Here is a 25,934-nt window from a genome sequence, read left to right on the forward strand (position 1 = left end):
GGGTGATACGATGCAATGCACACGATAGCGGCATAACGCCCGCGCCCAGCCACCGTGCAGACCACGGCTGCGCCTGGGCCTGACTATAATCATATCCAGATTGCGCAAGGCCGCGCGGCGATGCCCCGCACGCGGCAGGCCGCCTTGCGCCTCCAGTCCATGAGGGACCGCTTTTTCATGTCGATTTTCCATGCCACCCGCCCGGCCACGGGCCTGGGCGCCCTGCTGCTCGCCTCCACCGCACTGGCTTTGCCAAGCCTGGCCCAGGCAGCCGAAACTGCGGCGGCGCCGGCCGAACAGGCGCCGGCACCGGTCGCCGACCCAGCCAGCCCGGATGTGCCCGATGCCAATGCCATCACTGTCACCGCCCGCCATCGCGAGGAGCGCCTGCAGGACGTACCGCTGGCGATCTCAGCCATTTCCGGTGCGGAGCTGACCTCCAAGCGGATCGAGCGGGTGAGCGAATTTGCTCTGCGCGTGCCCAATTTCGGCGCGTTGCAGCAGAACACTCGCGTTTCCGGGCTCTACATTCGTGGGCTGGGCGGCAATGCCAGCAACGATGGCGCCGAAGGCGGCGTTGGCCTGATCGTGGACAACGTGTTCTTCACCCACGTGGGCTTTTCCTGGCTCGATTTCGTCGACCTGGAAAACATCCAGGTGGTGCGCGGGCCGCAGGGCACGCTGCTGGGCAAGAACACCACGATCGGCGCAGTGATCGTGCAGACGGCCAAGCCCCAGTTCGAGCCTTCCTATACGCTGCAAGCCACCTATGGGAATTACGATGCGGTGCAGCTGCGCGCCAATGCCACCGGGCCGATCATCGATGACAAGCTGGCGTATCGCCTGACCTTTGCCGAAAGCAAGGGCGGTGGCTGGATCACCAACGCCTATAACGGCGTCAAGCTGCTGGGCAACGATCGCTGGTCGGCGCGCGGGCAACTGCTGTTTACGCCCAGCGCCACTGTGTCCTCGCGCCTGATCGCCGAACATTACGAATCCAACGAATACAACAATTTCTACCCGCCAGTGGCGGACGTGACGCAGAACCTGAACCTCGATGGCACGGTCAATTCGCCGCGCGCGGGCAGCTGGAGCGCCAAGCTGGCGCGGTTTGGCTATACCCCCAATCTCAACGGCCCCTACAACGCCAACCTCAACAACCAGGATCGCCTGATCGCCAAGACCGATGGTCTTTCCAACGAGATCAACTGGGATCTGGGCGGGGTGAACCTGACCGGCGTTACCGCGTGGCGGCGGCTCTATTTCCGGCCTTACAACGACAGCGACTATACTCCGCTGGATATCTATCGTGCGGGCTATGATGTTGACGTCAATCAGTATTCGCAGGAACTGCGGCTCGCCTCGGCCAAGGGCAGCACGATCGATTGGCAGGTGGGCGCGTTTTACCTGCACGAAAAGCTGCGCAGCAACTTGCGCACGATCTTTGGATCAGACGCCTCGACGTTTTTCCTGGGGGCAGGGGTGCCGTCCTCGTTCATCGACGGGCTGGAGTATGACCGCGATGGCCGCCTGACGATCGATAGCCTGGCCGGTTTTGGCCAGGTGACCGCGCATCTCACGTCCACCTTCTCGCTCACCGGCGGCCTGCGTTATACCTGGGAGAAGAAGCAGGTGAATATTGCCGGCTATGCCCTGGGCACCGGCGCGCTCAACCCCGCCGGCGCCACGGCGCGACAGGCGCTGCTCAACAACCTCGGCGGGACCAGCGGCAGCGCGGCCGGCGCCTATACACTGGCCAATCAGGTCAGCCGTGGCTCGCTGGCCTGGCTGGTCAATCCGGCCTGGCAGGTGACGCCCAACGTGCTGCTCTATGCCTCGGCCAGCCATGGCGAGAAATCGGGCGCGGCCAATACTTCGGCCACGGCCAGCCAGGCCGCGCTGGTGATCACGCGGCCGGAAAAGTCCACCGATTTCGAGGCCGGGATCAAGACCAGCTGGGCCGGCGGCAAGGCCACCGTCAACCTCAACCTCTACAACAACACGATCACCGATTATCAGGGGACCCGCGTCGATCAGGCTAATGCCTCGTTCGGCACCTATCTCGCCAACGTGGGCAAGGTGCGGCTGCGCGGGTTCGAGTTCGAGGCGACCTGGCGCCCGGTGCCGGCGCTGGGGTTCAACGCGAACCTTGCCTATAACGACGCCAAGTACCTGGATTATGCCGATGCGCCCGCCCCGCTGGAATTCCAGCTGGCCAATGGCGGCGCCGCGCGGCCCCTGTCGCTCACCGGCTATCAGGTGGCTGGTTCCAACAAGTGGACGGTGCAGGGCGGCATCGATCTTGATCAGCCGATCGGTGGGGAATGGAACCTCACCGGCTATGCCAACACCAGCTGGAAAAGCCGGATTGCCTATATCAACCCGCGCTCGGTCTATGGCTGGCAGGCGCCGGTGGCGATCACCAACGTCGGGCTGGGCCTGCGCACGCAGGACAACCGCTGGCAGCTTCAGGCCTGGGCCAAGAACGTGACCAACGAACGCTATGCCGTCTCCTATGGCGCGGCCAGTGCCTCGGCCCCGGTGATCGAGGTCTATGGCAATCCGCGCACGTTCGGCGGCACCATCACGCGGACGTTTTGACCATGAGCCACGATACCGCACATCGCCAGGCCGGCGGCAAACGCCAGATGAAGCTGGGCGCCTTCCTGTTCGGCGTAGGGCATCATGCCGCCGCCTGGCGCCATCCCGATGTCGATCCGCGCGCGCCGTTCCGGTTCGAATACTGGCGCGATCTGGCGCAAAAAGCCGAAGCTGCAAAGTTCGATGCCGTGTTCCTGGCCGACAACGTGGCGCTGTTCGGCGCCACGCCCGAGGCGATCAGCTATACCGCACCTGTCTATACCGGAGAGCCGCTGACGCTGCTGTCGGCCCTGGCCACGCACACCAGCCATATCGGGCTGATCGCCACGGTCTCCACCACCTATCTCCAGCCCTATCATGTCGCGCGAAAGTTTGCCGCGCTCGACCAGCTTTCCGGCGGCCGGGCCGGGTGGAACCTCGTCACATCGGGCAGCGATGCCGAGGCGGCGAACTTCGGGCTGGACCATCAACTCGCGCACGCCGCGCGCTATGCCATCGCGGCCGAGCATGTGGCGGTGGTCAAGCAGCTGTGGGACAGCTTTGCCGACGATGCCATCCAGGCCGACAAGGCCAGCGGCCGCTATTACGATCCGGCACGGTTGCGCCGTGTGGATCATGCTGGCAATCACTTCCGCGTGGCCGGCCCGTTGCAGACCGGGCGACCGCCGCAGGGACATCCGGTGATCGTTCAGGCCGGATCGTCTGATGATGGCCAGGCGCTGGCCGCCGCCACCGCCGAGGTGGTGTTTACCGCGCAGCAAAGCCGCGCCGCAGCGAGGGCCTTTGCCCAAGGCCTCAAGGACAAGGCGCAGGCACTAGGCCGGTCGCGTGACAGCCTGCTGGTGATGCCCGGTGTCAGCATCTATGTTGCGCCCACGCGGGCAGACGCCGAGGCCAAGCTGGCGCGCTTGCAGGCCTTTGTCGATGTGGCCGGCGCGCTCGCCTCGATCCGCACCTTCCTCGATTGGGATCTGACCACCGTCGATCTCGACGCGCCGCCGCCACCGCCGCCGTTCACGCAAGGGTGGCAGAGCCGGCAAAAGCTGTTTTACGACCTCGCGCTGGACCAGGGCTTGAGCGTGCGCCAGTTGGTCTCGCGCATGTCGGCCGCGCGCGGGCATCTCGTGCTGGTGGGCACGCCCGCCGAAGTGGTCGACGAACTTCAGGCCTGGTTCAAGGATGGCGCGGCCGATGGCTTCAACATCCTGGCGCCGATCTTTCCCGCAGGCCTTGACGACGTGATCGAACTGGTCCTGCCCGAACTGCGCCGGCGCGGCCTGTTTCGCGAGGAATACGAAGGCGCCACCTTGCGCGAAAACCTTGGCCTGGCGCGGCCCGATGCCGGCTTTCCTGCGCCGCTTTCCCCCCAGACGAAGGAGCTTGTTGCATGAGCACGCTTGCCCTCGATGCCGCCGGGCGCGCGCCGCCCGCCGCAGCGCCCAAACGGCTTGGCCCGGCGCGGCTGATTGCCTTTTCCAGCCTGGGCATGCCGCTTGCCGCGGTGGAAGTGCCGCTCAGCACCTATGTCCCGCCGCTCTATGCCAGCGCGTTCGGCTTTTCGCTGGGCACGGTGGGGGTGATTTTCCTGCTGGCGCGGCTGTGGGATGCGGTGATCGATCCGGCGATCGGCCTGCTGTCTGACCGCACGCGCAGCCGCTGGGGCCGCCGCCGGCCGTGGATTGCGGTGGGGGCCGCGATCTTTGCGCTCGGCGCGGTGCCGGTGTTCCTGCCGCCGGCCTGGTTTGGCCCGCTGGCGCTGTCGGCTGCGCTGTTCGTGCTCTATCTCGGCTATTCGATGATGGCCACGCCGCTGGCCGCCTGGATGGGCGAACTTTCGGGCGCCTATCATGAGCGGACGCGCATCACCACCTATGGCCAGGCGCTGACCTGCGTGGCGCTGTTGCTGGCGCTGGTCCTGCCCAGCCTGCTGGTCACGCGGCTGGCCGGGCAACCGCGGCTGGAACTGGCGGCGATGGGGGCGATGGTCTTTGCCCTGCTGCTGATCACCCTGCCGCTGGGGCTGCGCGCGCTGCCCGAGCCGCCCCCGCCGGCCGGCGCGCAAGATCCGGTGCGGGTGTGGCATACGCTGCGCCTGGTGTTTGGCGAAGGCATGCTGCTGCGCGTGCTGGCCTCGAACTTTGCCGTGCGGCTGGCACAGGGCGTGCGCACCGCGCTGTTCGTGTTCTTCATCAGCTTTTACATGGGCCATCCGGCCTGGGCGCCGGGGCTGTTCCTTTTGCAATATGTGTTTGGCATCTTTGCCTGCCCGCTGTGGCTGGCGATCGGCCGCCGCGTGGGCAAGGAACGCGCTGCTGTCGCCGGGGAATTGACCCAGGTGGCGATCAACCTGGCACTCCTCGCGCTGGCGCCGGGCTCTGTCGTGCTGCTGCTGGCCCTGACCTTGGCGCAGGGGCTGGCCCAGGGCTCGGGCAATCTCATGCTGCGCTCGATCGTGGCGGACGTGGCGGACTATCATCGCCTGCGCACCGGCGAGGATCGCATCGGCCTGTTCTTTTCGGTGTTCTCGCTGTCTGACAAGGCTGGCGTGGCCCTGGCGATCGGTGTGGCCCTGCCGCTGGCCGCGTGGATCGGGTTTGATCCGCGCGGGGCCAATCCGGCCGGCGTGCTGGAACATCTCAAGTGGCTGTTCGCCCTGGGACCGGCGCTGGGCCACGTGATCTCGGCCGCGGTGATCCACGGCTTTCCGATCGACGAGCGGCGCCATGGCGATATCCGTCGCCAGCTGGCTGCGCGCGATGCAGCGGGGCTGGTGTCCGATGCCAGTCGCGATCGCTGGCTGGCGCAGGCCGATCGCGGCTCGCAGGGATAATTCCGCTTGGGAGTGGCCACGCAAAACTTGGGCGCATCCCCAGCGATCCGGGCTTGCCATGTTATAGTCAAGCGATAGAGTAGAGATAGTTCGAAAGTCTTTTCCCCGGCCAGGAAAAGCGGGCCTTGCGCCCGAACCATCGGCCCGCGGCTTTTGATGGGAAGCAGCTTGCTCCGCGATACCAACGGCTAAAGCGCGCGAACGCTGGGGCGACATCGCCAGGCTTCGTGATCCCTCCATCCGATCGAGGTGATACGATGCACAAGACCCAACGAATGTGTTGACGCGCGGCGCGTGATCCGCGCCGCCGCCAAACCTGACTTTCTCGTTCCATCCCTTCGTTCGCGCGCGCCGGCCCATTGCCGGGCGATGCCTTGCGCGCGGCCCATGTTCAGGAGAATCCCCATGGCCACCATCGTTGCCAGCTATCCCAATGCCAAAGACCCCGTGTCCCCGCTCGATATCCGCCCCGTGACCGGCCGCATCGGTGCCGAGGTTCACGGCCTGGCGCTGTCGGGCGATCTCGACGGCCCCACCGTGAAGGCGATCGAGGCTGCGCTGGTGCGGCACAAGGTGCTGTTTTTCCGGGGGCAACAACACCTCGACAATGCCGAGCACGAGGCGCTGACCGCGCTGTTCGGCGATCCCGTTGCCCACCCCACGGTGCCGGTTGCCGAAGGCTCGCGCTACCTGCTCGAACTCGACAGCAAGGAAGGCTATGCCGCGTCATCGTGGCATACCGACGTCACGTTCCTGACGGCCTATCCCAAGGCATCGATCCTGCGCGGCATCACCATTCCCGAAGCGGGCGGCGATACGCTGTGGGCCAATGGCGAGACGGCCTACGAAGGCCTGCCCGAACCGTTGCGCCAACTGGTCAACAACCTGTGGGCGGTGCACAGCAACGATTACGATTACGCCGCCACGCTCGCGGCGGCTGGCACATCGGCCGATGCCAGCGACACGGCCAAGGAGCGCACGCTCTATCACAAGTCGGTGTTCGCCTCGACGATCTATGAAACCGAGCATCCGGTGGTGCGCGTCCATCCCGTCAGCGGGCAGCGCAGCCTGCTGCTGGGCCACTTCGTCAAGCGCTTCGTCGGCCTGAGCGAGGCGGATTCGGCGCGGCTGTTCAACATCCTGCAAGACCACATCACGAAGCCGGAAAACACCGTACGCTGGCGCTGGCAGCCCGGTGACGTGGCCTTCTGGGACAACCGCAGCACGCAGCACCGAGCGATCGCCGATTTCGGCTTGCAGCGCCGCACGCTGCGCCGCGCGACGGTCGCGGGGGATGTGCCGGTGGGCATCGATGGCCGCGAAAGCCGCAACACGCGGCAGGAACGCGCTACCGCCAGCCAGCCGGCCTGACGGCCACCAGGTCATTCTCACCGCGCGGGGAGGGGGCAGGGTTGCCCGCTCCCCGTTCGGCCATCCCAAGGAAACTCTGGCTCGATGCAATTGCTAGCCTCTCCCGGCGCGACCAGCCTGCCGGCCCATGTCATCATCCGCGAGCTTGATCTGCCCGTGCCTGTTCGGTTGCTGCGGCTGGGGCCGGGGGGAGACGATCTCGCCCCGCTGACCCCGTTCGGCCGCATTCCGGCCCTGGTGCTCGACGATGGCACGGTCATCGGAGAAAATGCCGCGATCCTGCCGTTCCTGGCTGACCAGCGCCCCGGCACCGCGCTGTTCGCGCCGGCCGGCACGGTCGAGCGGGCGCAGATCCAGGCCTGGATCGGCTATATCAACAGCGAGATCCACGGCGCGACGCAGCGGGTGGGCAATCGCCCGCACCTCTATTCCGACGATCCAGCCGCGCACGAGGGCATCCGCCAGGCCGCCCGGCGCCGCCTGCGTGAAGCGTTCCAGCCGATCGAGGATCGCCTGGGCGAGGCGGAATGGCTGGTGGGCGATCGCTTCACCATTGCCGACGCCTATCTCGGCGTCTTTGCCAGCTATGTCCCGCATTTTGGTCCGGCCCTGGCCGATCTTCCTGCGCTTGCGGCGTTCTCCGCGCGTTTCGAGGCGCGGCCGGCGGTCCGCGCCGTGCGTGAAGCGGAAGGCCCCCTGCCGTTCCGGCCCGGGGCTGGCCCGCGATCTGCTCCCGCTCAAGAGGTGCCGGCATGACTTTCGAAATTCGCAAGCATGGCCGCGTCGGTGCCGAAATCCTCGGCGTCGATCTCGCGCGCCCGCTGGCAGAGGCTGACTTTGCGGCGATCCGCGCAGCCTTTGCCGAACATGGCGTGGTGTTCTTTCGCGATCAGCAGATCACCGAAGAGCAGCACATCGCCTTTGCCCGTGCCTGGGGGCCGATCAACATCAACCGCTTTTTCGCGGCCCATCCGCGTTATCCCGAAATCGCGCTGGTGGTGAAAGAGCCGGAACAGCAGCACAATATCGGTGGCGGCTGGCATACCGACCATTCCTATGATGCCGAACCGGCGCTGGGCTCGATCCTGGTGGCGCGAGAATTGCCCCCGCACGGCGGGGCCACGGCCTTTGCCTCGATGTATGCGGCGTATGACGCGTTGCCGGCAGCGTTGCGGCAAGAGGTCGATGGCCTGCGCGCGGTGCATTCGGCCCGCCACGTCTTTGGCAGCAAGGCCGCTGCCTATGAAGCCTTGCAGGATACTCGCCGCGATGGCCGCATCGGCAACGCGGGCGCCGCCGACGTGCTCGACGATCCGGTGCACCCTGTAGTCATCACCCATCCGCTCAGCGGCAAGCGCGCGCTCTATGTGAACCCAAGCTTCACCGTGCGCGTGCTCGGCCTGTCAGACGCGGCCTCGGCCGATCTGCTTGCCAGGCTCTATGATCATGCGCGCCGCAGCGAATTCCACGAGGATTTCCACTGGCAGCCCGGCTCGATCGCGTTCTGGGACAACCGCGCGACCTGGCATTACGCCTATAACGATTACCATGGCCACCGCCGAGAGATGCATCGCATCACTATCGAAGGGGTGCCGCTGGGCTGATGTATGCTTCTAATTCATTGTTTTATATGAAGAACATACAAACTGTTGATAAGTTTTTGAAACAGGGCTTGCGCGTGCGGAATCGCCCGCATATAGGGCGGCCCTGCCCAGCGGGGACGGCCTAGCCCGAACCGCTCCGGTCGGGGAGTAGCTCAGCCTGGTAGAGCACTGTCTTCGGGAGGCAGGGGCCGGAGGTTCGAATCCTCTCTCCCCGACCACTTATTTTCCCTGCATTGCAGGGGCATGAAAAGCCGGCCTTCGGGCCGGCTTTTTCGTTTCCGGTGAACGCCCGGTGAGGCTTGCCACTATTTGCGATTCTTGCATGCACTTCTAAGGCTGTGGGCATGATGAGCCCCACCGAATCCCACAGCCCGCACTTCGAATGGCAATACCTTGACCTGATGCGCCAGATCTGGACGCAGGGTGACGAGCGGATGGACCGCACCGGCGTGGGCACCCGCGCGGTGTTTGGCACGCAATTGCGCTTCGATCTGTCGCAGGGCCGCGTTCCGCTGCTATCGACCAAGCGGGTGTTCTGGAAAACCGCGACGCGCGAATTCCTGTGGTTCCTGACCGGCGATACCAATATTCGCGCCCTGTGCGCGCAAGGGGTGGAAATCTGGACCGATTGGCCGCTCGATCGCTATCGCCGCGAAACGGGCGAGGATATCAGCCGCGCCGATTTTTCCGCGCGGATCGTGGCTGATGCCGCCTTTGCCGAGCAGTGGGGCGATCTCGGCCCGGTCTATGGCAAGCAGTGGGTCGATTGGCCGGTCTATGAGCCAGCCGGCCAGGACGGCCTGTTTCGCCGCCGCACGCAGGGGGTTAATCAGGTGGCTGGCCTGGTCGAAAGCCTGCGCCACAATCCCGGCAGCCGCCGCCATATCGTGGAGGGGTGGAACGTGGCGGAGCTTGACGCCATGGCCCTGCCGCCGTGCCACAAGACCTATCAGTTCCAGGTGGCCGGCAATCACCTGTCTTGCGTGCTCTATCAGCGCAGCTGCGATGTGGTGCTGGGCCTGCCGTTCAACCTGTGGGGCGCGGCGCTGTTCGTGCACATGCTGGCCCAGCAATGCGATCTTGAGCCGGGTGAACTGGTGTGGATGGGCGGGGATACCCACCTCTATCTCAACCACGCCGATCTGATCGAGGCGCAGTTGCAGCGCGTGCCGTCGGGCGATCCCCGCCTGGCCATCGCACGGCGGCCGGAATCGATCTTTGACTATCGCATCGAGGACTTCGTGGTGGAGGGCTATCATCCGCAAGGGCATCTGGCCGCCCCGGTCGCCGTGTAAGGTGCGCCGCGTTTGCGGGGTGCCGATCAAGTTTTGCACAGCTTGGTGCGAAAATTCTGCATGACCCTTTGTTGACACCTGCCGCCGCCCGGCATAGAGGCGCCTCACCCCAAGGGGAATGCGGGTGTAGCTCAGTCGGTTAGAGTGCCGGCCTGTCACGCCGGAGGTCGCGGGTTCGAGCCCCGTCACTCGCGCCACCCCTTGGGTAAGATGTTGTTGGTCAACGAAAACCTTGCTCGAACAAGGCTTTCACGCCAAGGCTGGAAACAGCAAATTGGCAGTTGACAGCATATCGGCCGCGTCTTAGAGGCGCAATCCCCAAGGGCACGCGGGTGTAGCTCAGTTGGTTAGAGTGCCGGCCTGTCACGCCGGAGGTCGCGGGTTCGAGCCCCGTCACTCGCGCCACTTGGTGGATTTTCAAAAAGGCCTCCTTCGGGAGGCCTTTTTCGTTTCCGGCATCAATGGCTCGGCGCGCTGACGGTCAGCCCCTCCTGTCCGCGTGGCCTAGCCCCAGCGCCCGGTTTCCATCCAGATCAGGAAGCGGCGCAGCGGCAAGAGCCAGATCGTGCCCAGCACCAAGTAGATCGGCACTTGCACCAGGACTGGCAGGCGGCCGATCTGTTCGCCCAGGCCCATGACCACCCCGCCATAGATCGCCAGCGCGGCGATCAGTGCCAGGATGCCCACCGGCTTGCGCCACGTCGGCGGCGGCGGTGGATTGAAGTGGGGTTGGCGCTCGCCCATCAGAACGGACCGTAGAGGCGGGTGGGGGTGACTACCGCGCGCAAGGGGCGATCATGCACCTCGCGCGGCAGGCTGTCGACGCATTGCGCGTCCCAGGCCATGCCGATCGGCACGGCATCGGGATGGGCTTCGAGCCAGCGATCGTAATGCCCGCCGCCCTGGCCCAGGCGCTGGCCTTGCGCGGTGAAGCCCACCAGCGGCACGAACAACACACTGGGCGTAAGCAGCGGCGCATCGGCGGCTGGCTGCTTTACGCCCCAGGGATCGGGTTCCAGCACATCGTCGAGCGGCGGCACCAGCCATTGGCGGAATTGCATCGGCGCGCCACGATCGGCAAACCACGGCAGCGCCACGGCGTGGCCGGCCTCGTGGAAGAACGTGGCATAGCTGGCCGCGGGTGCTTCCCACTGGCTGTCATTGTATAGCGCGACGGTGGCGCCGGCCGGGATCAGCGCCATCAGCGGCGCGGGCGGGCGGCGGAACAGCAGCGCGCGGGTGCGCGGATCGAGTGCCTCGACATGGGCGCGGCGCCGGGCCCGCAGGTCCTTGCGCAGGGCCTGCTTGGCGGCCACGGCGTTGTCTTCGTCCGGGAATGGGGGGGGTGACGGGCCCACCATGGGTCGTTCTCCGGGAAAATCCTCTGACGCCTCAACGTCAGGTGGGGACCATGTGCCTGTGCCAGGGCCCAGGTAGGGACAGCCCCCTTGGATTTGCTTATAGCCTCAGGGATGTTTCATGCGGCGCGTGCCGGGCAGAACCCGTCACCATGCAATTTAGGCGTTCGCGGCATCAGGCTCAAGGGGCAGCGCCAGTTTTTGCGCCAGGTTTTCCACCCGTTCGGCGAGATTGGTCACGCGGGCGATCAATTCGGGCGGCGGCGCAGCCGGAGCGGGTGGCGGAGCGGGCGGTTCGGCCGGCGCAACCGGGGCAGGGCGGCTGTGCACCTCATGCAGTTCGTCGGCCAGCATCAGCGCGGCAAACAGCAGCATGCGCGCTTCACCCTGCGTGGCCATGTTGCCCAGGCGGCGCACCCGATCGTCGATCATGCGGCCCAGCATTTCGGCGTGGGCTTCTTCCCCGGCGGCAACCGAAATGGTCAGCGACCGTCCACCGATGGCCAGAGTCACGTTCGTCATCTGCATGCTCGTTGTTCCCCTGGCCCCTGATCGGATGAGGCTGATCAGATGCGGCGCTGTTACTGCGGCAGGCTCGACAGCAGCAGGTCAAGCTGCTGCAATTCCTCGCTGACGCGTTCGCGCAGCTTGCGGTGGCGCGATTTCAACTCGCTCAGTTCGGCCTGCGCGCTGTGCGCTGCTGCGCTTTCCGCCTCGGCCTCGCGGCGGGCGACAACCTCTTCCAGCCGGGCCAGCGCCAGTTCGACCCGCTCGATCGCCGAAAAGAGATCGCCGGTGCCATCTGTGCCTGTGCCGTCGGTGGCAGTGCGCGCTGCCGAAGTGCCGTCCATGATTGCCATGTTTCATCCGGTATCACACTGGCCGTGGCCTGCAAGTTCCCCTGTGCATACAAAAGGGCGGGTCATGCCAGCCAGGGCACCGATTGCGCTGTCAAACGGCACGGGCCATCGCCGGGTATGGTCCTGATCACCTGCCATGGCCGACGCCGCGCTTGACGCTGGCAAGCCGGGGAACCAAAGAGACCCCGATTTCCCCGAATCAGACGCCCCGGCCGCGCCGGGCGCGCGAGTAAGGACACCAACCCGAAGATGACAAGCGATCCGACCGCGCTGGCTCCCATGGCCAACGCGATCCGTGCGCTGGCGATGGACGCGGTCCAGGCAGCGGAATCCGGCCACCCTGGCATGCCGATGGGCATGGCCGATGTTGCCACGGTGCTGTGGTCGCGCTTTCTCAAGTTCGATCCTGCCGCGCCCAAGTGGCCCGATCGCGATCGCTTCGTGCTCTCGGCCGGGCACGGCTCGATGCTGCTTTACGCGCTGCTGCATCTGTCGGGTTATCAGCAGCCGACGATGGATGACATCCGTCACTTCCGCCAGCTGAACAGCCCTTGCGCGGGCCACCCGGAAAACTTCCTGCTGCCTGGCGTGGAATGCACCACCGGCCCGCTGGGCCAGGGCTTTGCCATGGCCGTGGGCATGGCCATGGCCGAACGCCACTTGAATGCGCAGTTCGGTGATGACCTGGTCGATCACCGCACCTGGGTGGTGGCTGGCGATGGCTGCCTGATGGAAGGCATCAATCACGAAGCCGTGGGCCTGGCCGGCACGCTGGGCCTGGGCCGCATGATCGTGCTGTGGGACAACAACAAGATCACCATCGACGGCGATACCTCGCTGTCCACCAGCGAAGACGTTCTGGCCCGCTACCGCGCCAGCGGCTGGCACACCGAAGACTGCGATGGCCACGATTTCGCCGATATCGAGCGCGCGATTGCCGCGGCGATGGCTGATGACCGCCCCTCGCTGATCTCGTGCCGCACGGTGATCGGCAAGGGCGCGCCCAACAAGCAGGGCGGCCACAACGTGCATGGTTCGCCGCTGGGCAAGGACGAAATCGCCGCCGCCCGCGAATACCTGGGCTGGACGGCCGCGCCGTTCGAAATCCCCGAGGATATCATGGCCAACTGGCGCGCCACGGGCGATGCCGGCCGCGATCTGCGCACCGAATGGGAAGCGCGCCTGGCGGCCAATCCGCAAGGGGCCGAACTGATGCGCCGCATGGCCGGCGAACTGCCTTCTGGCGAAGAAGCGGGCCGCATCTTTGGCGAATGGCTGGGCAAGACCCAGAACATCGCCTCGCGCAAGGCATCGGAACTGGCGTTGGAAGTGCTCACTCCGCTGGTGCCCGAAATGGTTGGCGGTTCGGCCGATCTTACCGGGTCCAACAACACCAAGACCAAGGCCACCACGCCGTTCGGGCCGGCTGACTATGCCGGGCGCTATGTCTATTATGGCATTCGCGAATTCGGCATGTCTGCGGCAATGAACGGTATGGCGCTGCACGGCGGGATCATTCCCTATGGCGGCACGTTCCTGGTCTTTGCCGATTACTGCCGCAACGCGATCCGCATGTCGGCGCTGCAGCACGCGCGGGTGATCTACGTGCTCACCCACGATTCCATCGGCCTGGGCGAGGATGGCCCCACGCATCAGCCGATCGAAACGGTGATGAGCCTGCGCATGATCCCCAATCTGCAGGTGTTCCGCCCGGCCGATGCGGTGGAAACCGCCGAATGCTGGAACCTGGCGCTGGCGTCGCCGCAGACGCCTTCGGTCCTGGCGCTGACCCGCCAGAACCTGCCGCAGCTGCGCCACGATGGCGCGATGCTGAGCGCCAAGGGTGCCTATCGCCTGGTTGCCGCCAGTGCTGCGCGCAAGGTCGTGCTGCTGGCCACCGGTTCGGAAGTGGCGATCGCGGTTGACGTGGCCAAGGCCCTGGAAGAACAGGGTATTGGCGCCGATGTCGTGTCGATGCCAAGCTGGGAACTGTTCGAGGCACAGGACGCCGCCTACAAGGCTGACGTGATCCCGGCCGACGTGCTCAAGGTCTCGATCGAGGCGGGCACCACGTTCGGCTGGCAGAAGCATGTCGGCGATGGCCTGACGATCGGTATCGACAGCTTTGGCGCCTCGGCGCCGGCCCCCGTGCTGTATGATCACTTCGGCCTGACGGCTGCCAAGATCGTGCCGCAAATTCTCGAACGGCTCGGGTAAGCACCCGGGCCGCTCGGCTCCAAGTCACCCCCATCCATCCGGTGTCTTCAATTCTAAGGAGTAAGACCATGGCGACCAAGGTTGCAATCAACGGTTTCGGGCGCATCGGCCGCAACGTGGCACGTGCCATTCTCGAACGGCCCGACTGCGGCCTGGAACTGGTCGCCATCAACGACCTCGCCAGCGCCAAGGCCAATGCCCTGCTGTTCAAGCGCGACAGCGTGCACGGCGCCTATCCCGGCACCGTGGAAGTGGATGGCAACGACCTGGTGATCGACGGCAAGCGCATCAAGGTGACCGCCGAGCGTGATCCCGCCAAGCTGCCGCACGCCGAACTGGGCATCGATATCGCCCTGGAATGCACCGGCTTCTTCACCGACCGTGAAGGCGGCATGAAGCACATCGAAGCCGGCGCCAAGAAGGTGCTGATCTCGGCTCCGGCCAAGAACGTTGACCTGACGGTCGTGTTCGGCGTGAACCACGACAAGCTGACCGCCGATCACGTGATCGTGTCGAACGCCTCGTGCACCACCAACTGCCTGGCGCCGTTCGCCAAGGTGCTCAACGATGCCATCGGTATCGAGCGTGGCCTGATGACCACGGTGCACAGCTACACCAACGACCAGAAGATCCTCGACCAGATCCACTCCGACCCGCGCCGTTCGCGCGCCGCGGCGATGAGCATGATCCCCACCACCACCGGTGCTGCCCGCGCCGTGGGTGAAGTGCTGCCCGAACTCAAGGGCAAGCTCGATGGTTCGGCGATCCGCGTGCCGACGCCGAACGTTTCGGTGGTGGACCTCACGTTCCAGCCCAAGCGCGACACGACCAAGGAAGAAGTCAACGCGCTGCTCAAGGCAGCGGCCGAAGGCCCGCTCAAGGGCGTGCTGGCCTATAGCGAAGAACCGCTGGTCTCGATCGACTACAACCACGATGCTCACTCGTCGACGGTCGACAGCCTGGAAACGGCCGTGATCGATGGCAAGCTGGTGCGCGTGCTGTCGTGGTACGACAACGAATGGGGCTTCTCCAACCGCATGGTCGATACGGCCGGCGCGATGGGCAAGCTGATCTGATCACCTGAATGCGAAGGCCCGGTGCCCGCGCGTCTGCCCACAAGGCAGAGGCGGGCGCCGGGCCTTTTCCTTATGGAACAGGGGTATAGGCCCATGACTTTCAAGACTCTCGATGATCTGGGCGACGTTACTGGCCAGGCCGTGCTGGTGCGCGAAGATCTCAACGTGCCGATGGCCGATGGCCAGGTGACCGACGACACCCGCCTGCGCGCCGCCGTGCCGACCCTGACCGAACTGGCCGACAAGGGCGCCAAGGTGCTCGTGCTGGCGCACTTCGGCCGCCCCAAGGGCGAACGCAGCGAGGCCAATTCGCTCAAGCAGGTGCTGCCCGCGCTCAGCCACGTGCTGGGCCGTCCGGTCGCCTTCATCGACGATTGCGCCGGGGCCGAGGCGGAAGCTGCGGTGGCCGCGCTCGACAATGGCACGATCGCCGTTCTGGAAAACACCCGCTTTCACAAGGGTGAGGAAAAGAACGATCCCGAACTGGTTGCCGCGATCGCCAAGCTGGGCCAGGCTTATGTGAACGACGCGTTCTCCGCCGCGCACCGCGCCCACGCTTCTACCGAAGGCCTGGCCAAGGTGCTGCCCGCCTATGCCGGTCGCGCCATGCAGGCCGAACTCGAAGCGCTGGAAAAGGCGCTGGGCAAGCCGGTGAAGCCGGTGGCCGCCGTGGTCGGCGGGGCCAAGGTTTCGACCAAGCTCGACGTGCTCAAGCACCTGGTGGCCAAGGTCGATCACCTGATCATCGGCGGCGGCATGGCCAACACCTTCCTGGCCGCGCGCGGCGTGGACGTGGGCAAGTCGCTGTGCGAGCATGACCTGACCGGCACCGCGGAAGAAATTCTCGACAACGCCGACAAGGCCGGTTGCACCGTGCACCTGCCCTATGACGTGGTCCTGTCCAAGGAATTTGCCGCCAATCCGCCCAGCTTGCGCACTGCCAACGTGCACGAAGTGGGCGCTGACGAAATGATCCTCGACGTGGGGCCGGCAGCGGTCGAAGCACTGGGCGACGTGCTCAAGACCTGCCGCACCCTGGTGTGGAACGGGCCGATGGGCGCGTTCGAAATGGCACCCTTCGATGCTGCCACGGTGGCGCTGGCCAAGACGGCCGCCGCGCTGACCAAGGAAGGCTCGCTGGTTTCGGTGGCCGGGGGCGGGGACACGGTCGCCGCGCTCAACCATGCTGGTGTGGCGGGTGATTTTTCCTACATTTCAACCGCTGGCGGCGCTTTCCTCGAATGGATGGAAGGCAAGGAACTGCCCGGCGTGGCGGCTCTCGAAGGCTGATCGCAACTTTTTTACAGGCGCGTGTTGCAGTGCAGCGCGCGCCTGTTTATTGCGTGGGTGTGCATAGGTATGCGCAGCCAGATTCGCTCACCTGATTTGCGGCGCCCGTGCGCTGCTGCCCCAGATCCACAGGACCGATCATGAACCACGCTGAAATGACCGAAAAGATGGCCGCCGGACATGGCTTCATCGCCGCGCTGGACCAGAGCGGCGGGTCCACGCCCAAGGCGCTCAAGGGCTATGGCGTTGAGGAAAGCGCATATTCCAACGACGAGGAAATGTTCGGCCTGATCCACGAGATGCGCAGCCGGATCATTCGTTCGGGCGTGTTCAACGGCGAAAAGGTGATTGGCGCCATCCTGTTCGAACGCACCATGGATGGCACCGTGGATGGCAAGCCCGTGCCCACCGCCCTGATCGAAAAGGGTATCGTGCCTTTCATCAAGGTCGACAAGGGCCTGGAAACCGAAGCCAACGGCGTGCAACTGATGAAGCCGATGCCTGAACTCGACGCGCTTGTGGCGCGGTCCAAGGCGCTGGGCGTGTTCGGCACCAAGGAGCGTTCGGTGATCAATTCGGCCAATGCCGAAGGCATCGCCGCCGTGGTCAAGCAGCAGTTCGAAGTGGGCCTGCAGATCCTGGCCGGTGGCCTGATGCCGATCATCGAGCCGGAAGTGAACATCAAGAGCGAAACGCGCGAAGCCTGCGACACGCTGCTGCGCGACGAGATCCTCAAGGCACTCGATGCCTTGCCCCAGGGCACCAAGGTCATGCTCAAGCTATCGCTGCCCAAGGTGCCCGGCACGTTTGACGCGCTGGTCGATCACCCGGCGGTCCTGCGCGTGGTTGCGCTCTCGGGCGGCTATGCCCGGCCCGAGGCGTGCGTGGAACTGTCGAAGAACCGCGGCATCATCGCCAGCTTCAGCCGCGCGCTGCTGGAAGACCTGCGCTACCAGATGACTGACGCGGAATTCGATGCCGCGCTGGGCGGCGCCATCGATGAAATCTTTGCCGGCTCTACCCAGAAGCTGGTTACGGCGTAATCACGCGGAAATGAAACCGCCATGCGCCCGGCAGGATTCGCCTGTCGGTGCGCTTGGCGGGTTCGGCGCTATCGAGCGTCACGCCCGAGGCATCGGGTTTGCCCAGTTCGAGGTTGCGCGTTTCGCGACCGACCCGCGTGGCCACGATGAGACGACCGGAGGTGATGCACCGGGCGTTTTCGGGGCAGCGGCTGTCTTCCACCACTGATAGCGGGCGCACCGTCTGGCTGCCCACCCGCGTCGCTTCACCCAGCCGCGCCATGCCATCGCCGCGCGGCGATTGGGGCAGGGTGGCGCAGGCGCCAATGGCGATAAGCGAGAGCAGCGGCAGCAGCGGGGGCAGGGTCCTCATGCCCATGCCAATGCATCGCCCGCCGCGCCGGTTCCCGGGCGATTTCGCGCAAAGATGGACGTTTCGCGGCGAAACCGGTAGGGGCGGCGACCATGACCAAACTTGCCAGCCATCTTTACCTGATCTCGCCCCTCAATGTTGAGGGCGATTTTGCCGAACGCCTGACCCGCGCGCTCGATGCCGGGCCGGTGGCGGCGTTCCAGTTTCGCGTCAAGGATGTGGACGAGCATGCCGCGGCCAAGCTGGCCGATCCGCTGCAGCGCATCTGCGCCGATCGCGACGTGGCGTTCATCGTCAACGATTCGGTCAGCCTGGCCAAGCGCCTGGGCGCCGATGGCGTGCACCTGGGGCAGGACGATGGCAGCGTGGCCGATGCGCGCCAACGCCTGGGCCGCGATGTGCAGATCGGCGTGACCTGCCATGCCAGCCGCCACCTGGCGATGGAAGCGGGCGAGGGCGGCGCCGATTACGTGGCGTTTGGCGCGTTCTATCCCAGCGGTACCAAGGAAACCAAGCACCGCGCCGCGCCGGAACTGCTGGCCTGGTGGTCTGCCGTGTTCGAACTGCCCTGTGTGGCGATTGGCGGCATCACCCCGGAAAACTGCGCGCCGCTGGTTACGGCGGGCGCCGATTTCCTGGCGGTGAGCGGCGCGGTCTGGGCCAATGCCCAGGGCCTTGACGAAGCGGGCGCCGTATCCGCCTTCCTGCGCGCCATTCGCGAAGCGCCGCCGCGCCAAACCGAAGGATTGGGCGATCTTCGCGCCGACGACGCCGACGTCGAACCGGATTGATTGCGCGAACGCGGGAACCATCAGGAAAGATTGCGGTTTTGGCGTGGCAGCGCTGCGCCAACACACGCTCGTGGCGGCTGCCCCGTTCACGGAGACCTGATGACCCGCAAAAGCCGGCTTGCCCCCTTCGCCGCACTTTCCCTTGTTGCCCTTGCCCTTTCTACCACGGCCTGCAACCAATCCACGCCCGACGATGGCGCCAGCGGCACTGCCAGCGCCACGGCCAATCTGCCCGGCGCCGACAGCATGGCGTCGCAGGACGCTGGCCCTGGCGAACCGGCCGCCCATCCCGATGATGTTGCGCGCCCGGAAATGCAGATGCAGGTGCTGCTCGATCGCGCCGGCTTCTCCCCCGGCGTGGTGGATGGCACGCTGAACGCGGCCACGCGCAATGCCTTGCGCGCCTATCAGCAGGCGAACCAGTTGAACGCGACGGGCACGCTGGACGATGCCACCCGCGCCTATTTTTCGCGGCAGAGCAACATTCCCGCCACCCGCGTGGTGACCATCCCGGCCAGCTTTGCCGCCGGCCCGTTTGCGCCTCTGCCCAAGGATCCTTCGGCCCAGGCCAAGCTGCCGACGCTCGGCTATGCCAGCCTTGACGAAAAGCTGGGCGAGCGGTTCCACACCACGCCCGAAGTGCTTCACGCGCTCAATCCCGGCGCGCCGCCGTTCGCCGCCGGGTCAAAGCTGCGCGTGCCCAACGTGGGCGCCGATGCCATCGATCCGGCGCAGGTCAGCAATGCCGCCTGGCGGCAGACCCTGGCCGATCTGGGCGTGGGCACGCAGCAGCCCCACGCCGCGCGCATCGTCGTCAGCCGCAAGGCCGGCACGCTGTCGGTCTATGACAGCCAGGACGAACTGGTCGCGCTGTTCACTGTCACCACCGGCTCGCAGCACGATCCGCTGCCGCTGGGCAAGTGGAAGATCAACGGCATCGATCGCAATCCCAAGTACCATTACAACCCCGCGCTGTTCTGGGACGTTTCGGATGCCAAGCCCGAGGCGATGCTGCCGCCTGGCCCCAACAGCCCGGTCGGCGTGGTGTGGATCGATCTGTCCAAACCGCATTACGGCATCCATGGCACGCCCGAGCCGGCCGCGATCGGCAAGAGCGAGAGCCACGGCTGCGTGCGGCTGACCAACTGGGATGCAGCGCGCCTGTCCGAGATGGTCGACCAGCAAACCCAGGTCGAATTCGTCGCCTGATCTTCGTTTGGCGCCATCTTTCCTTTGCCGTCTGCCCGTGCCACACGGCAGGCATCAAAGAGAATATGGCGGCAAGAAGGATGCAATGGTGGCAAGTGGCAGCAATCCCCGCGAATTGACGTGGCGCGGTGTCGCGCTGGGCGCGGTGCTGACGGTGGTCTTTACCGCAGCCAACGTCTATCTTGGGCTGCGCATCGGGTTGACGTTCGCCACCTCCATCCCGGCGGCGGTGATTTCCATGGCGATCCTGCGCCTTTTGCCCGGATCGACCATCCAGGAAAACAATATCGTCCAGACGATCGCCAGTTCGGCAGGCACGCTCTCGGCCATCGTCTTCGTGCTGCCGGGCCTGGTCATGGTCGGCTGGTGGAGCGGCTTTCCCTATTGGCAATCGGTGGCGGTGATCGCCATCGGCGGCATCCTGGGCGTGATGTATTCCGTGCCGCTGCGCCGCGCCTTGGTGACCGGTTCTGATCTGCCTTATCCCGAAGGCGTTGCTGCGGCCGAAGTGCTCAAGGTTGGCGCGGGTGAGGGCGGCGTCGAGGAAAACCGGCGCGGTCTTGCCGCCGTTGCCACTGGCACCGGGCTTTCGGTCGCCTATCCCCTGCTCGCCAAGCTGGGCCTGGTGGCCGAAGAGGCCAGCGGCGTGTTCCGCTTTGCCGGGGGCGCCACAACCGCTGGCGGTGGCCTGTCGCTGGCGTTGATCGGCGTGGGTCACCTGGTGGGCCTGGCCGTGGGCCTCGCGATCCTGACCGGTGTAATCATCGGCTTTGGCGTCCTGCTGCCAATCTACACCGCCGTCGGCGCGCCCGCCGGCACCGAATTGGCCGATTTCGTTTCCGGCGTGTTCCGCGCCAAGATCCGCTTCATCGGTGCTGGCACGATCGGCGTTGCCGCGATCTGGACCCTGCTGCGCGTGATCGGCCCGATCGTGCGCGGCATTGCCGGCGCGCTAGCCGCCAGCCGCGCCCGCGCTGCCGATGGCTATGCCGGGGTGGCCCTGGCCGAACGCGATCTGCCGATCGGCCTGGTTGGTGGCACCATCGTGGTCTTGATGCTGCCGATCGCCGCGCTGCTGGCCGGCTTTGCCAGCGGCGGCCCGGTGGCTGATCACCTCGTGCCCACGCTGGTGGCGGCCGTGGCCTATGTGCTGGTCGCCGGTGTCGTCATCGCCTCGGTCTGTGGCTACATGGCCGGGCTGATCGGTGCGTCGAACAGCCCGATTTCGGGCGTGGGCATTCTTGCCGCGCTGGGCATCGCGCTGGTCATGCTGGCGCTGTTCGGCCATGTGGCCGATCCGGCGGCCGGCAAGGCGCTGGTCGCCTTTGCCCTGTTCGTCACGGCACTGGTGTTTGGTGTCGCCACCATTTCCAACGACAACCTGCAGGATCTCAAGACCGGCGAACTGGTTGGCGCCACGCCGTGGCGGCAGCAGGTGGCGCTGGTGCTGGGCGTGGTGTTCGGCGCGGTGGTGATCCCGCCAATCCTTACCCTGCTCAACGGCACGTTCGGCTTTGCCGGCGCGCCGGGCGCCGGGCCAGAGGCACTGGCCGCCCCGCAGGCCGCGCTGATTTCCGCGATCATCCAGGGTGTGCTGGGCCAGGGGCTTGATTGGAAGCTAATCGCGCTGGGCGCGGGCATCGGCGCGGCGGCCATCGCCATCGACGAAGGCCTGCGCGCCACGCGCAAGGGTTCGCTGCCGCCGCTGGCCGTGGGCATGGGCATGTATCTGCCGATGCCGACCACGCTGCCGGTGGTGGTGGGCGCGGTGCTTGGCCATTTCTACAACCGCTGGGCCATGGGCCAGCGCGATCCTGCCCTCGCAGAGCGCATGGGCGTGCTCACTGCCACCGGCCTGATCGTGGGCGACGGGCTGTTCAACATTGCCTTTGCCGCGATCGTGGCGGGCAGTGGCAAGGCCGATATTATGACAGTGGTGGCGCACAATGCCTGGGCCATGCCGCTGGGCCTGGCGCTGTTTGGCGCGCTGATCGCCTTTGCCTATGCCCGCATGGCGCGCGGCGCCCGCATGTGACTTAGGGTCGCCGGCCCCGTGTGTGGGCCGGCGGCAACAGCGATCAGTTGGCTCCGTTCACGCCGGCTTCGGGCGCATCGGCAAAGCCGCCGCTGGGCGCGCCGGTGCGGGTGCAGCGCACACCGGTGCGCTTGCCGTTGGCATCCAGCTGCAGCACCGTGTTCGGGCCCTGTGCCTGAAACGTGCGGCCGTAATAGGGGCCAGAGGTAAAACTCATCGCCCGGCCCAGCAGGATATAGGTGCCGCCCCCCTTGCCATCGGGCGTGCGATAGCTGGAATCGGGCATGATGCGAAATTCCTGGTCGGGCACATGGCGCGGCAGAATCGCGGCATCGCCGCCCTGTTCGCAGGTCCAGCGGCCGTTGTGCAGCGTGCCCAGATCGCCGCCCGGCACGGCATGGGCCGGCAGCGAAGCGGTGGATGCGGCCAGCATCAGGGCAAGGGCCGCCAGCGAGGCATTGCGTGCGCGCATGGTCATGGTGCACCGGCTAGCATGCATCAGCGGCTTGAAGCAATCGGCCACCTCGGCTAAGGCGCGGCCTTTCCTACTTTGGTCAGGGCTCTTTCCATCATGAAGATCAGCGGCGTGGACATCCGTCCGGGCAACATCCTGGAATACGAAAAAGGCATCTGGAAGGTTGCCAAGACCCAGCACACCCAGCCCGGCAAGGGCGGCGCGTTCATGCAGGTCGAAATGAAGAACCTGATTGATGGCCGCAAGACCAACGTGCGCTTCCGCAGCGCCGACACGGTCGAGCGCGTGCGCCTCGATACCAAGGACTTCCAGTTCCTCTATGCCGAGGGCGATGACCTGGTGTTCATGGACGTGGAAACCTACGACCAGATCACGCTGCCCAGCGATCTTCTCGGCGATGCCGCTGCGTTCCTGCAGGACGGCATGACCGTGCTGCTCGAAATGTATGACGAGCGCCCGATTTCGGTCGAACTGCCCGAAACCGTCGAAGCCACGATCGTCGAAGCCGATGCCGTGGTGAAGGGCCAGACCGCCTCTTCGTCGTACAAGCCGGCCGTGCTCGACAATGGCGTGCGCATCCTGGTGCCGCCGCACATCGAAAGCGGCACGCGCATCGTGGTGGACGTGTACGAGCGTTCCTACGTCGGCAAGGCGGGCTGATCTCATGGCGATTTCCGGTCTCGTCCGGGTGATGGAGCGTGCCGCCCGCAAGGCTGGCACGCGCCTGCGCCGCGACTTTGGCGAAGTCGAGCACCTGCAGGTGAGCCGCAAGGGCCCGGCCGATTTCGTGTCCAAGGCCGATCGCGCTGCCGAGCAGACGATCTACGAGGAACTGCGCGCCGCGCGCCCCGATTGGGGCTTCCTGATGGAAGAAGGTGGCGTCGTCGAAGGCGATGCCTCCAAGCCGCGCTGGATCATCGATCCGCTCGATGGCACCACCAATTTCCTCCACGGCATCCCGCATTTCGCGATCTCGATCGCGGTGCAGGAACCGGCATTGGATGGTTCGGGTTGGGGCGATGTCATTGCCGGCATCGTCTATCAGCCGATGACCGACGAAAGCTTCTGGGCCGAAAAGACCCGTGGCGCCTGGTTGCAGGATCGCCGCCTGCGCGTTTCGGCCCGCCGCAATCTCGAAGATGCGGTCGTTGCCACCGGCATTCCCTTCCTGGGTTATGGCGACATGGGCGAATGGACGCGCATCTATCACGAAATCGGCATGCGCGTGGCGGGCATCCGCCGCTTTGGCGCCGCGTCGCTCGATCTCGCCTGGGTTGCCGCTGGCCGCTATGATGGGTTCTGGGAAAGCAACCTCAAGCCGTGGGACACGGCCGCCGGGTGCCTTCTGGTGCGTGAAGCCGGTGGCTTCGTGTCGGACTATCGCGGCCGTTCGCAGCCGATCTGCGACGCAACCGTGCTGGCCGCCAACGATGCGATGCATTCCAAGCTGCACAAGCTGGTGGCAACTGCCATCAAGGCTTGAAAGTTGGTTGAACCTTTTTGCCGGGGCGGTTAAAGCGCCCCGGCAAGCCGCAGTGCCCCTGTGGTGGAATGGTAGACGCGACCGACTCAAAATCGGTTGTCGAAAGACGTGCCCGTTCGAGTCGGGCCAGGGGCACCATTTTCCGGCCATGCTGTTCCGGCTCTCGATCGCGGGTTGACCGATGCCCCATTCCGGCTCTTCCTCGCCCCGGCGCAGCATTTCCCACACATTGTCCAACACGCTGATCAAGCTGGTCGTGCGCCTGCGCCGTCTGCTGCGCGAGCGGGAAGCCGCCTTCATCGTCCTGGCGGCGATTGCCGGGGCATTGGCCGGCCTTTCGACCAACCTGCTCAGTTTCATCGCCCATGCCATGCAGCAGGTGTTCTATGGCCTGGAGGGCAACCGGCTGAGCGCGCTGGCGGAAATCCGCCATCCCTGGCGACTGCTCGCTCTGCCGCTCGGCGGCCTCGTCCTCGCGCTATGGGCGCGCTGGCTGCGCCGTCGCAATCGCCCGCTGATCGACGTGGTCGAAGCCAATGCGCTGCATGGTGGGCGCATTCCGCCCGCCGACAACCTGATCATTGCCGGGCAGACGGTGATTTCCAACGGCGTCGGCGCTTCGGTCGGGCTCGAGGCGGCCTATGCCCAGATGGGCGGTGGCATGGCATCGGTGCTGGGCCAGGCGATGAAGCTGCGCCGCAACGATCTGCGCACGCTGGTGGGTGCCGGGGCCGGCGCGGCGGTAGGCGCGGCGTTCAATGCGCCGCTCGCCGGCGCGTTCTATGCGTTCGAGATCGTGATTGGTTCGTTCGTGCCCGGCGCGGTGGCGCCGGTCATGGCGGCGGCGCTGGCCGCGGCTGGCATGTCGCGCCTGATGGGCAGCGAACCCTGGCTGATCGCTACCACGGCCGTGGGCCGCAGCCTCACGTTCGAGCATTACTTGGCCTATGGCGTGCTGGGGCTGGCGGCAGCGGTGGTCGGCATCATCGTCATGCGCCTGGTCACGGCGGCCGAACTGACGCTGGCGCGGTTCAAGTGGCTGGCGCGCTGGCGGCCGATCCTGGGCGGCTTCCTGCTGGTGCCGCTCGCGCTGCTGACGCCGCAATCGCTGTCGGCCGGACACGGCGCGCTGCATCTCAACCTGGCACTGCGGCCTGGGCTGGATTTCCTCGGCCTGGTGCTCTTGGCCAAGATTGCCGCCTGTGTCGTCGCGCTGTCCAGCGGCTTTCGCGGCGGGCTGTTCTTCGCCTCGCTGTTTCTCGGTTCGGTGGTGGGCCAGGCCTTTTCGATCATCGCCGGGCAGCTGTTTCCCGGCCTCTCGCTCGATCCCACCGACGCGGCGCTGGTCGGCATGGCGGCGCTGAGCGTGTCGATTGTCGGTGGGCCGATGACGCTCGCCATGCTCATGCTGGAAATCACACACGATTTCGCATTGATGGGCGTGGTCCTTACCGCCTCGCTGGTCTCGGGCACGCTGACCCGCGAAGTGTTCGGCTATTCGTTCTCCACCTGGCGCCTGCATGTGCGCGGCAGCAACATTCGCGGCCCGCGCGATATCGGCTGGATGCTCAACCTGTCGGCCGGCCGGATCATGCGCCGCGACTGGGTGTCGATGCCCGAAGACCTGACGATCGAGGAATTCCGCACGCGCATGCCGCTCGGCTCGGCAAGCAAGGCGGTTCTGGTCGACGATGAGGGGCACTATCGCGGGATCATGGCCACGGCAGCGGCCTATCGCCCCGATCTCGCGCCCGACATGCGCCTGCACGCCCTGGCCGGCTTGACCGGCGTCACGCTTGGCCCGGCATCAGACATCAAGGCGGTCCTGGCCCTGTTCGACGAATATGCCGCCGATGAAATCGCTGTGGTCGATGGCGTGGGCGTCGTGCAGGGGGTGATCACCGAACGCCACGCCCGCCGCCGCTATCTCGAAGAAGTGGAAGCCGCACAGCGCTCGACGTTCAGCGAATAGGCGCGGCTGCTTTTCCCTTCGCCAATGTCGTTGGCAGATTTCCGATCGCCTGGCGCGCGGGCAGGGATATAG

General features: G+C 65.8%; 23 protein-coding genes and 4 tRNA genes. 21 read left to right on the forward strand and 6 right to left on the reverse strand.

Annotated features, from left to right (window positions below; all coding sequences use genetic code 11):
* Positions 1–177: 177 nt before the first annotated feature.
* The 10 genes from ABIC78_RS05565 (at position 178) to ABIC78_RS05610 (ending at position 10,106) form a co-directional block, all read left to right on the forward strand.
* Positions 178–2,601: a TonB-dependent receptor gene (locus ABIC78_RS05565; RefSeq protein ID WP_354488195.1), complete on the forward strand. Its 2,424-nt coding sequence runs from the start codon at positions 178–180 to the stop codon at positions 2,599–2,601.
* Between the two features lie 2 nt (positions 2,602–2,603).
* Complete coding sequence (locus tag ABIC78_RS05570) at positions 2,604–3,992, forward strand: LLM class flavin-dependent oxidoreductase (RefSeq protein ID WP_354488197.1); 1,389 nt, start codon at positions 2,604–2,606, stop codon at positions 3,990–3,992.
* Positions 3,989–5,431, forward strand: a complete 1,443-nt coding sequence (locus ABIC78_RS05575; protein WP_354488199.1) for an MFS transporter — start codon at positions 3,989–3,991, stop codon at positions 5,429–5,431. The genes ABIC78_RS05570 and ABIC78_RS05575 overlap by 4 nt, the downstream gene beginning before the upstream one ends.
* Positions 5,432–5,836: 405 nt before the next feature.
* Positions 5,837–6,802, forward strand: coding sequence for a TauD/TfdA dioxygenase family protein (locus ABIC78_RS05580; RefSeq protein WP_354488201.1), 966 nt, complete (start codon positions 5,837–5,839; stop codon positions 6,800–6,802).
* 84 nt (positions 6,803–6,886) lie between these two features.
* A complete protein-coding gene (locus ABIC78_RS05585; RefSeq protein ID WP_354488203.1) occupies positions 6,887–7,558 on the forward strand; it encodes a glutathione binding-like protein in 672 nt (223 codons plus the stop codon).
* Positions 7,555–8,406 carry a TauD/TfdA dioxygenase family protein gene (locus ABIC78_RS05590; protein ID WP_354488205.1) on the forward strand — a complete coding sequence of 284 codons (852 nt, stop codon included), beginning with the start codon at positions 7,555–7,557 and terminating at the stop codon, positions 8,404–8,406. The genes ABIC78_RS05585 and ABIC78_RS05590 overlap by 4 nt, the downstream gene beginning before the upstream one ends.
* A gap of 141 nt (positions 8,407–8,547) precedes the next feature.
* Positions 8,548–8,624: transfer RNA gene (locus ABIC78_RS05595), tRNA-Pro, on the forward strand.
* Between the two features lie 126 nt (positions 8,625–8,750).
* Positions 8,751–9,701 (forward strand): thymidylate synthase, encoded by a 951-nt coding sequence (gene thyA, locus ABIC78_RS05600; protein WP_354488207.1) that lies wholly within the window; start codon positions 8,751–8,753, stop codon positions 9,699–9,701.
* Positions 9,702–9,821: 120 nt separating this feature from the next.
* Positions 9,822–9,898 (forward strand) — tRNA-Asp (locus tag ABIC78_RS05605).
* Positions 9,899–10,029: 131 nt separating this feature from the next.
* Positions 10,030–10,106 (forward strand) — tRNA-Asp (locus ABIC78_RS05610).
* A 99-nt stretch (positions 10,107–10,205) separates the two neighbouring features.
* Here the strand turns inward: ABIC78_RS05610 and ABIC78_RS05615 are convergent.
* The 4 genes from ABIC78_RS05615 to ABIC78_RS05630 all read right to left on the reverse strand — a co-directional run bounded on the left by ABIC78_RS05615 (position 10,206) and on the right by ABIC78_RS05630 (position 11,919).
* The gene (locus ABIC78_RS05615) at positions 10,206–10,445 is read right to left on the reverse strand and encodes a DUF2842 domain-containing protein (protein WP_179562916.1); all 240 of its coding nucleotides are present in this window, start codon (positions 10,443–10,445) and stop codon (positions 10,206–10,208) included.
* Positions 10,445–11,017, reverse strand: a complete 573-nt coding sequence (locus ABIC78_RS05620; protein ID WP_354488210.1) for a 5-formyltetrahydrofolate cyclo-ligase — start codon at positions 11,015–11,017, stop codon at positions 10,445–10,447. The genes ABIC78_RS05615 and ABIC78_RS05620 overlap by 1 nt, the downstream gene beginning before the upstream one ends.
* Positions 11,018–11,218: 201 nt before the next feature.
* Positions 11,219–11,581, reverse strand: a complete 363-nt coding sequence (locus ABIC78_RS05625) for a cell division protein ZapA (protein ID WP_107717218.1) — start codon at positions 11,579–11,581, stop codon at positions 11,219–11,221.
* Between the two features lie 59 nt (positions 11,582–11,640).
* A complete protein-coding gene (locus ABIC78_RS05630) occupies positions 11,641–11,919 on the reverse strand; it encodes a hypothetical protein (protein ID WP_107717217.1) in 279 nt (92 codons plus the stop codon).
* Positions 11,920–12,168: 249 nt separating this feature from the next.
* Here ABIC78_RS05630 and tkt point away from each other — a divergent pair, with 249 nt between their 5' ends.
* From tkt to ABIC78_RS05650, 4 genes are all read left to right on the forward strand, one after another.
* A complete protein-coding gene (gene tkt, locus ABIC78_RS05635) occupies positions 12,169–14,136 on the forward strand; it encodes a transketolase (RefSeq protein ID WP_107717216.1) in 1,968 nt (655 codons plus the stop codon).
* 68 nt (positions 14,137–14,204) lie between these two features.
* A complete protein-coding gene (gene gap / locus ABIC78_RS05640; RefSeq protein ID WP_022674902.1) occupies positions 14,205–15,212 on the forward strand; it encodes a type I glyceraldehyde-3-phosphate dehydrogenase in 1,008 nt (335 codons plus the stop codon).
* Between the two features lie 93 nt (positions 15,213–15,305).
* Entirely contained in the window at positions 15,306–16,502 is a 1,197-nt protein-coding gene (locus ABIC78_RS05645; RefSeq protein ID WP_354488213.1) for a phosphoglycerate kinase, read from the forward strand.
* Between the two features lie 140 nt (positions 16,503–16,642).
* Positions 16,643–17,545, forward strand: coding sequence for a fructose bisphosphate aldolase (locus ABIC78_RS05650; protein ID WP_171799670.1), 903 nt, complete (start codon positions 16,643–16,645; stop codon positions 17,543–17,545).
* On the opposite strand, the gene ABIC78_RS05655 is transcribed toward ABIC78_RS05650, so the two are convergent.
* Positions 17,535–17,897, reverse strand: a complete 363-nt coding sequence (locus tag ABIC78_RS05655; protein ID WP_168351184.1) for a hypothetical protein — start codon at positions 17,895–17,897, stop codon at positions 17,535–17,537. The two genes, ABIC78_RS05650 and ABIC78_RS05655, sit on opposite strands and share 11 nt — an antisense overlap.
* A gap of 92 nt (positions 17,898–17,989) precedes the next feature.
* Between ABIC78_RS05655 and thiE the strand changes: the two genes are divergently transcribed.
* The 3 genes from thiE (at position 17,990) to ABIC78_RS05670 (ending at position 21,932) form a co-directional block, all read left to right on the forward strand.
* Entirely contained in the window at positions 17,990–18,688 is a 699-nt protein-coding gene (gene thiE, locus ABIC78_RS05660) for a thiamine phosphate synthase (protein ID WP_354488216.1), read from the forward strand.
* Positions 18,689–18,787: 99 nt separating this feature from the next.
* Positions 18,788–19,897 (forward strand): L,D-transpeptidase family protein, encoded by a 1,110-nt coding sequence (locus ABIC78_RS05665; protein ID WP_354488218.1) that lies wholly within the window; start codon positions 18,788–18,790, stop codon positions 19,895–19,897.
* 88 nt (positions 19,898–19,985) lie between these two features.
* The gene (locus tag ABIC78_RS05670) at positions 19,986–21,932 is read left to right on the forward strand and encodes an OPT family oligopeptide transporter (protein WP_245652412.1); all 1,947 of its coding nucleotides are present in this window, start codon (positions 19,986–19,988) and stop codon (positions 21,930–21,932) included.
* A gap of 43 nt (positions 21,933–21,975) precedes the next feature.
* On the opposite strand, the gene ABIC78_RS05675 is transcribed toward ABIC78_RS05670, so the two are convergent.
* Entirely contained in the window at positions 21,976–22,410 is a 435-nt protein-coding gene (locus tag ABIC78_RS05675; protein ID WP_354488220.1) for a hypothetical protein, read from the reverse strand.
* 93 nt (positions 22,411–22,503) lie between these two features.
* Between ABIC78_RS05675 and efp the strand changes: the two genes are divergently transcribed.
* From efp to ABIC78_RS05695, 4 genes are all read left to right on the forward strand, one after another.
* Positions 22,504–23,067 carry an elongation factor P gene (gene efp / locus ABIC78_RS05680; RefSeq protein ID WP_022674910.1) on the forward strand — a complete coding sequence of 188 codons (564 nt, stop codon included), beginning with the start codon at positions 22,504–22,506 and terminating at the stop codon, positions 23,065–23,067.
* Positions 23,068–23,071: 4 nt separating this feature from the next.
* Entirely contained in the window at positions 23,072–23,890 is an 819-nt protein-coding gene (locus tag ABIC78_RS05685; protein WP_354488222.1) for an inositol monophosphatase family protein, read from the forward strand.
* 54 nt (positions 23,891–23,944) lie between these two features.
* Positions 23,945–24,028 (forward strand) — tRNA-Leu (locus ABIC78_RS05690).
* A gap of 43 nt (positions 24,029–24,071) precedes the next feature.
* Entirely contained in the window at positions 24,072–25,862 is a 1,791-nt protein-coding gene (locus tag ABIC78_RS05695; RefSeq protein WP_082349785.1) for a chloride channel protein, read from the forward strand.
* Positions 25,863–25,934 lie beyond the last annotated feature (72 nt).

Source organism: Novosphingobium sp. 1529 (genome assembly GCF_040544855.1).
Taxonomy (GTDB): domain Bacteria; phylum Pseudomonadota; class Alphaproteobacteria; order Sphingomonadales; family Sphingomonadaceae; genus Novosphingobium; species Novosphingobium capsulatum.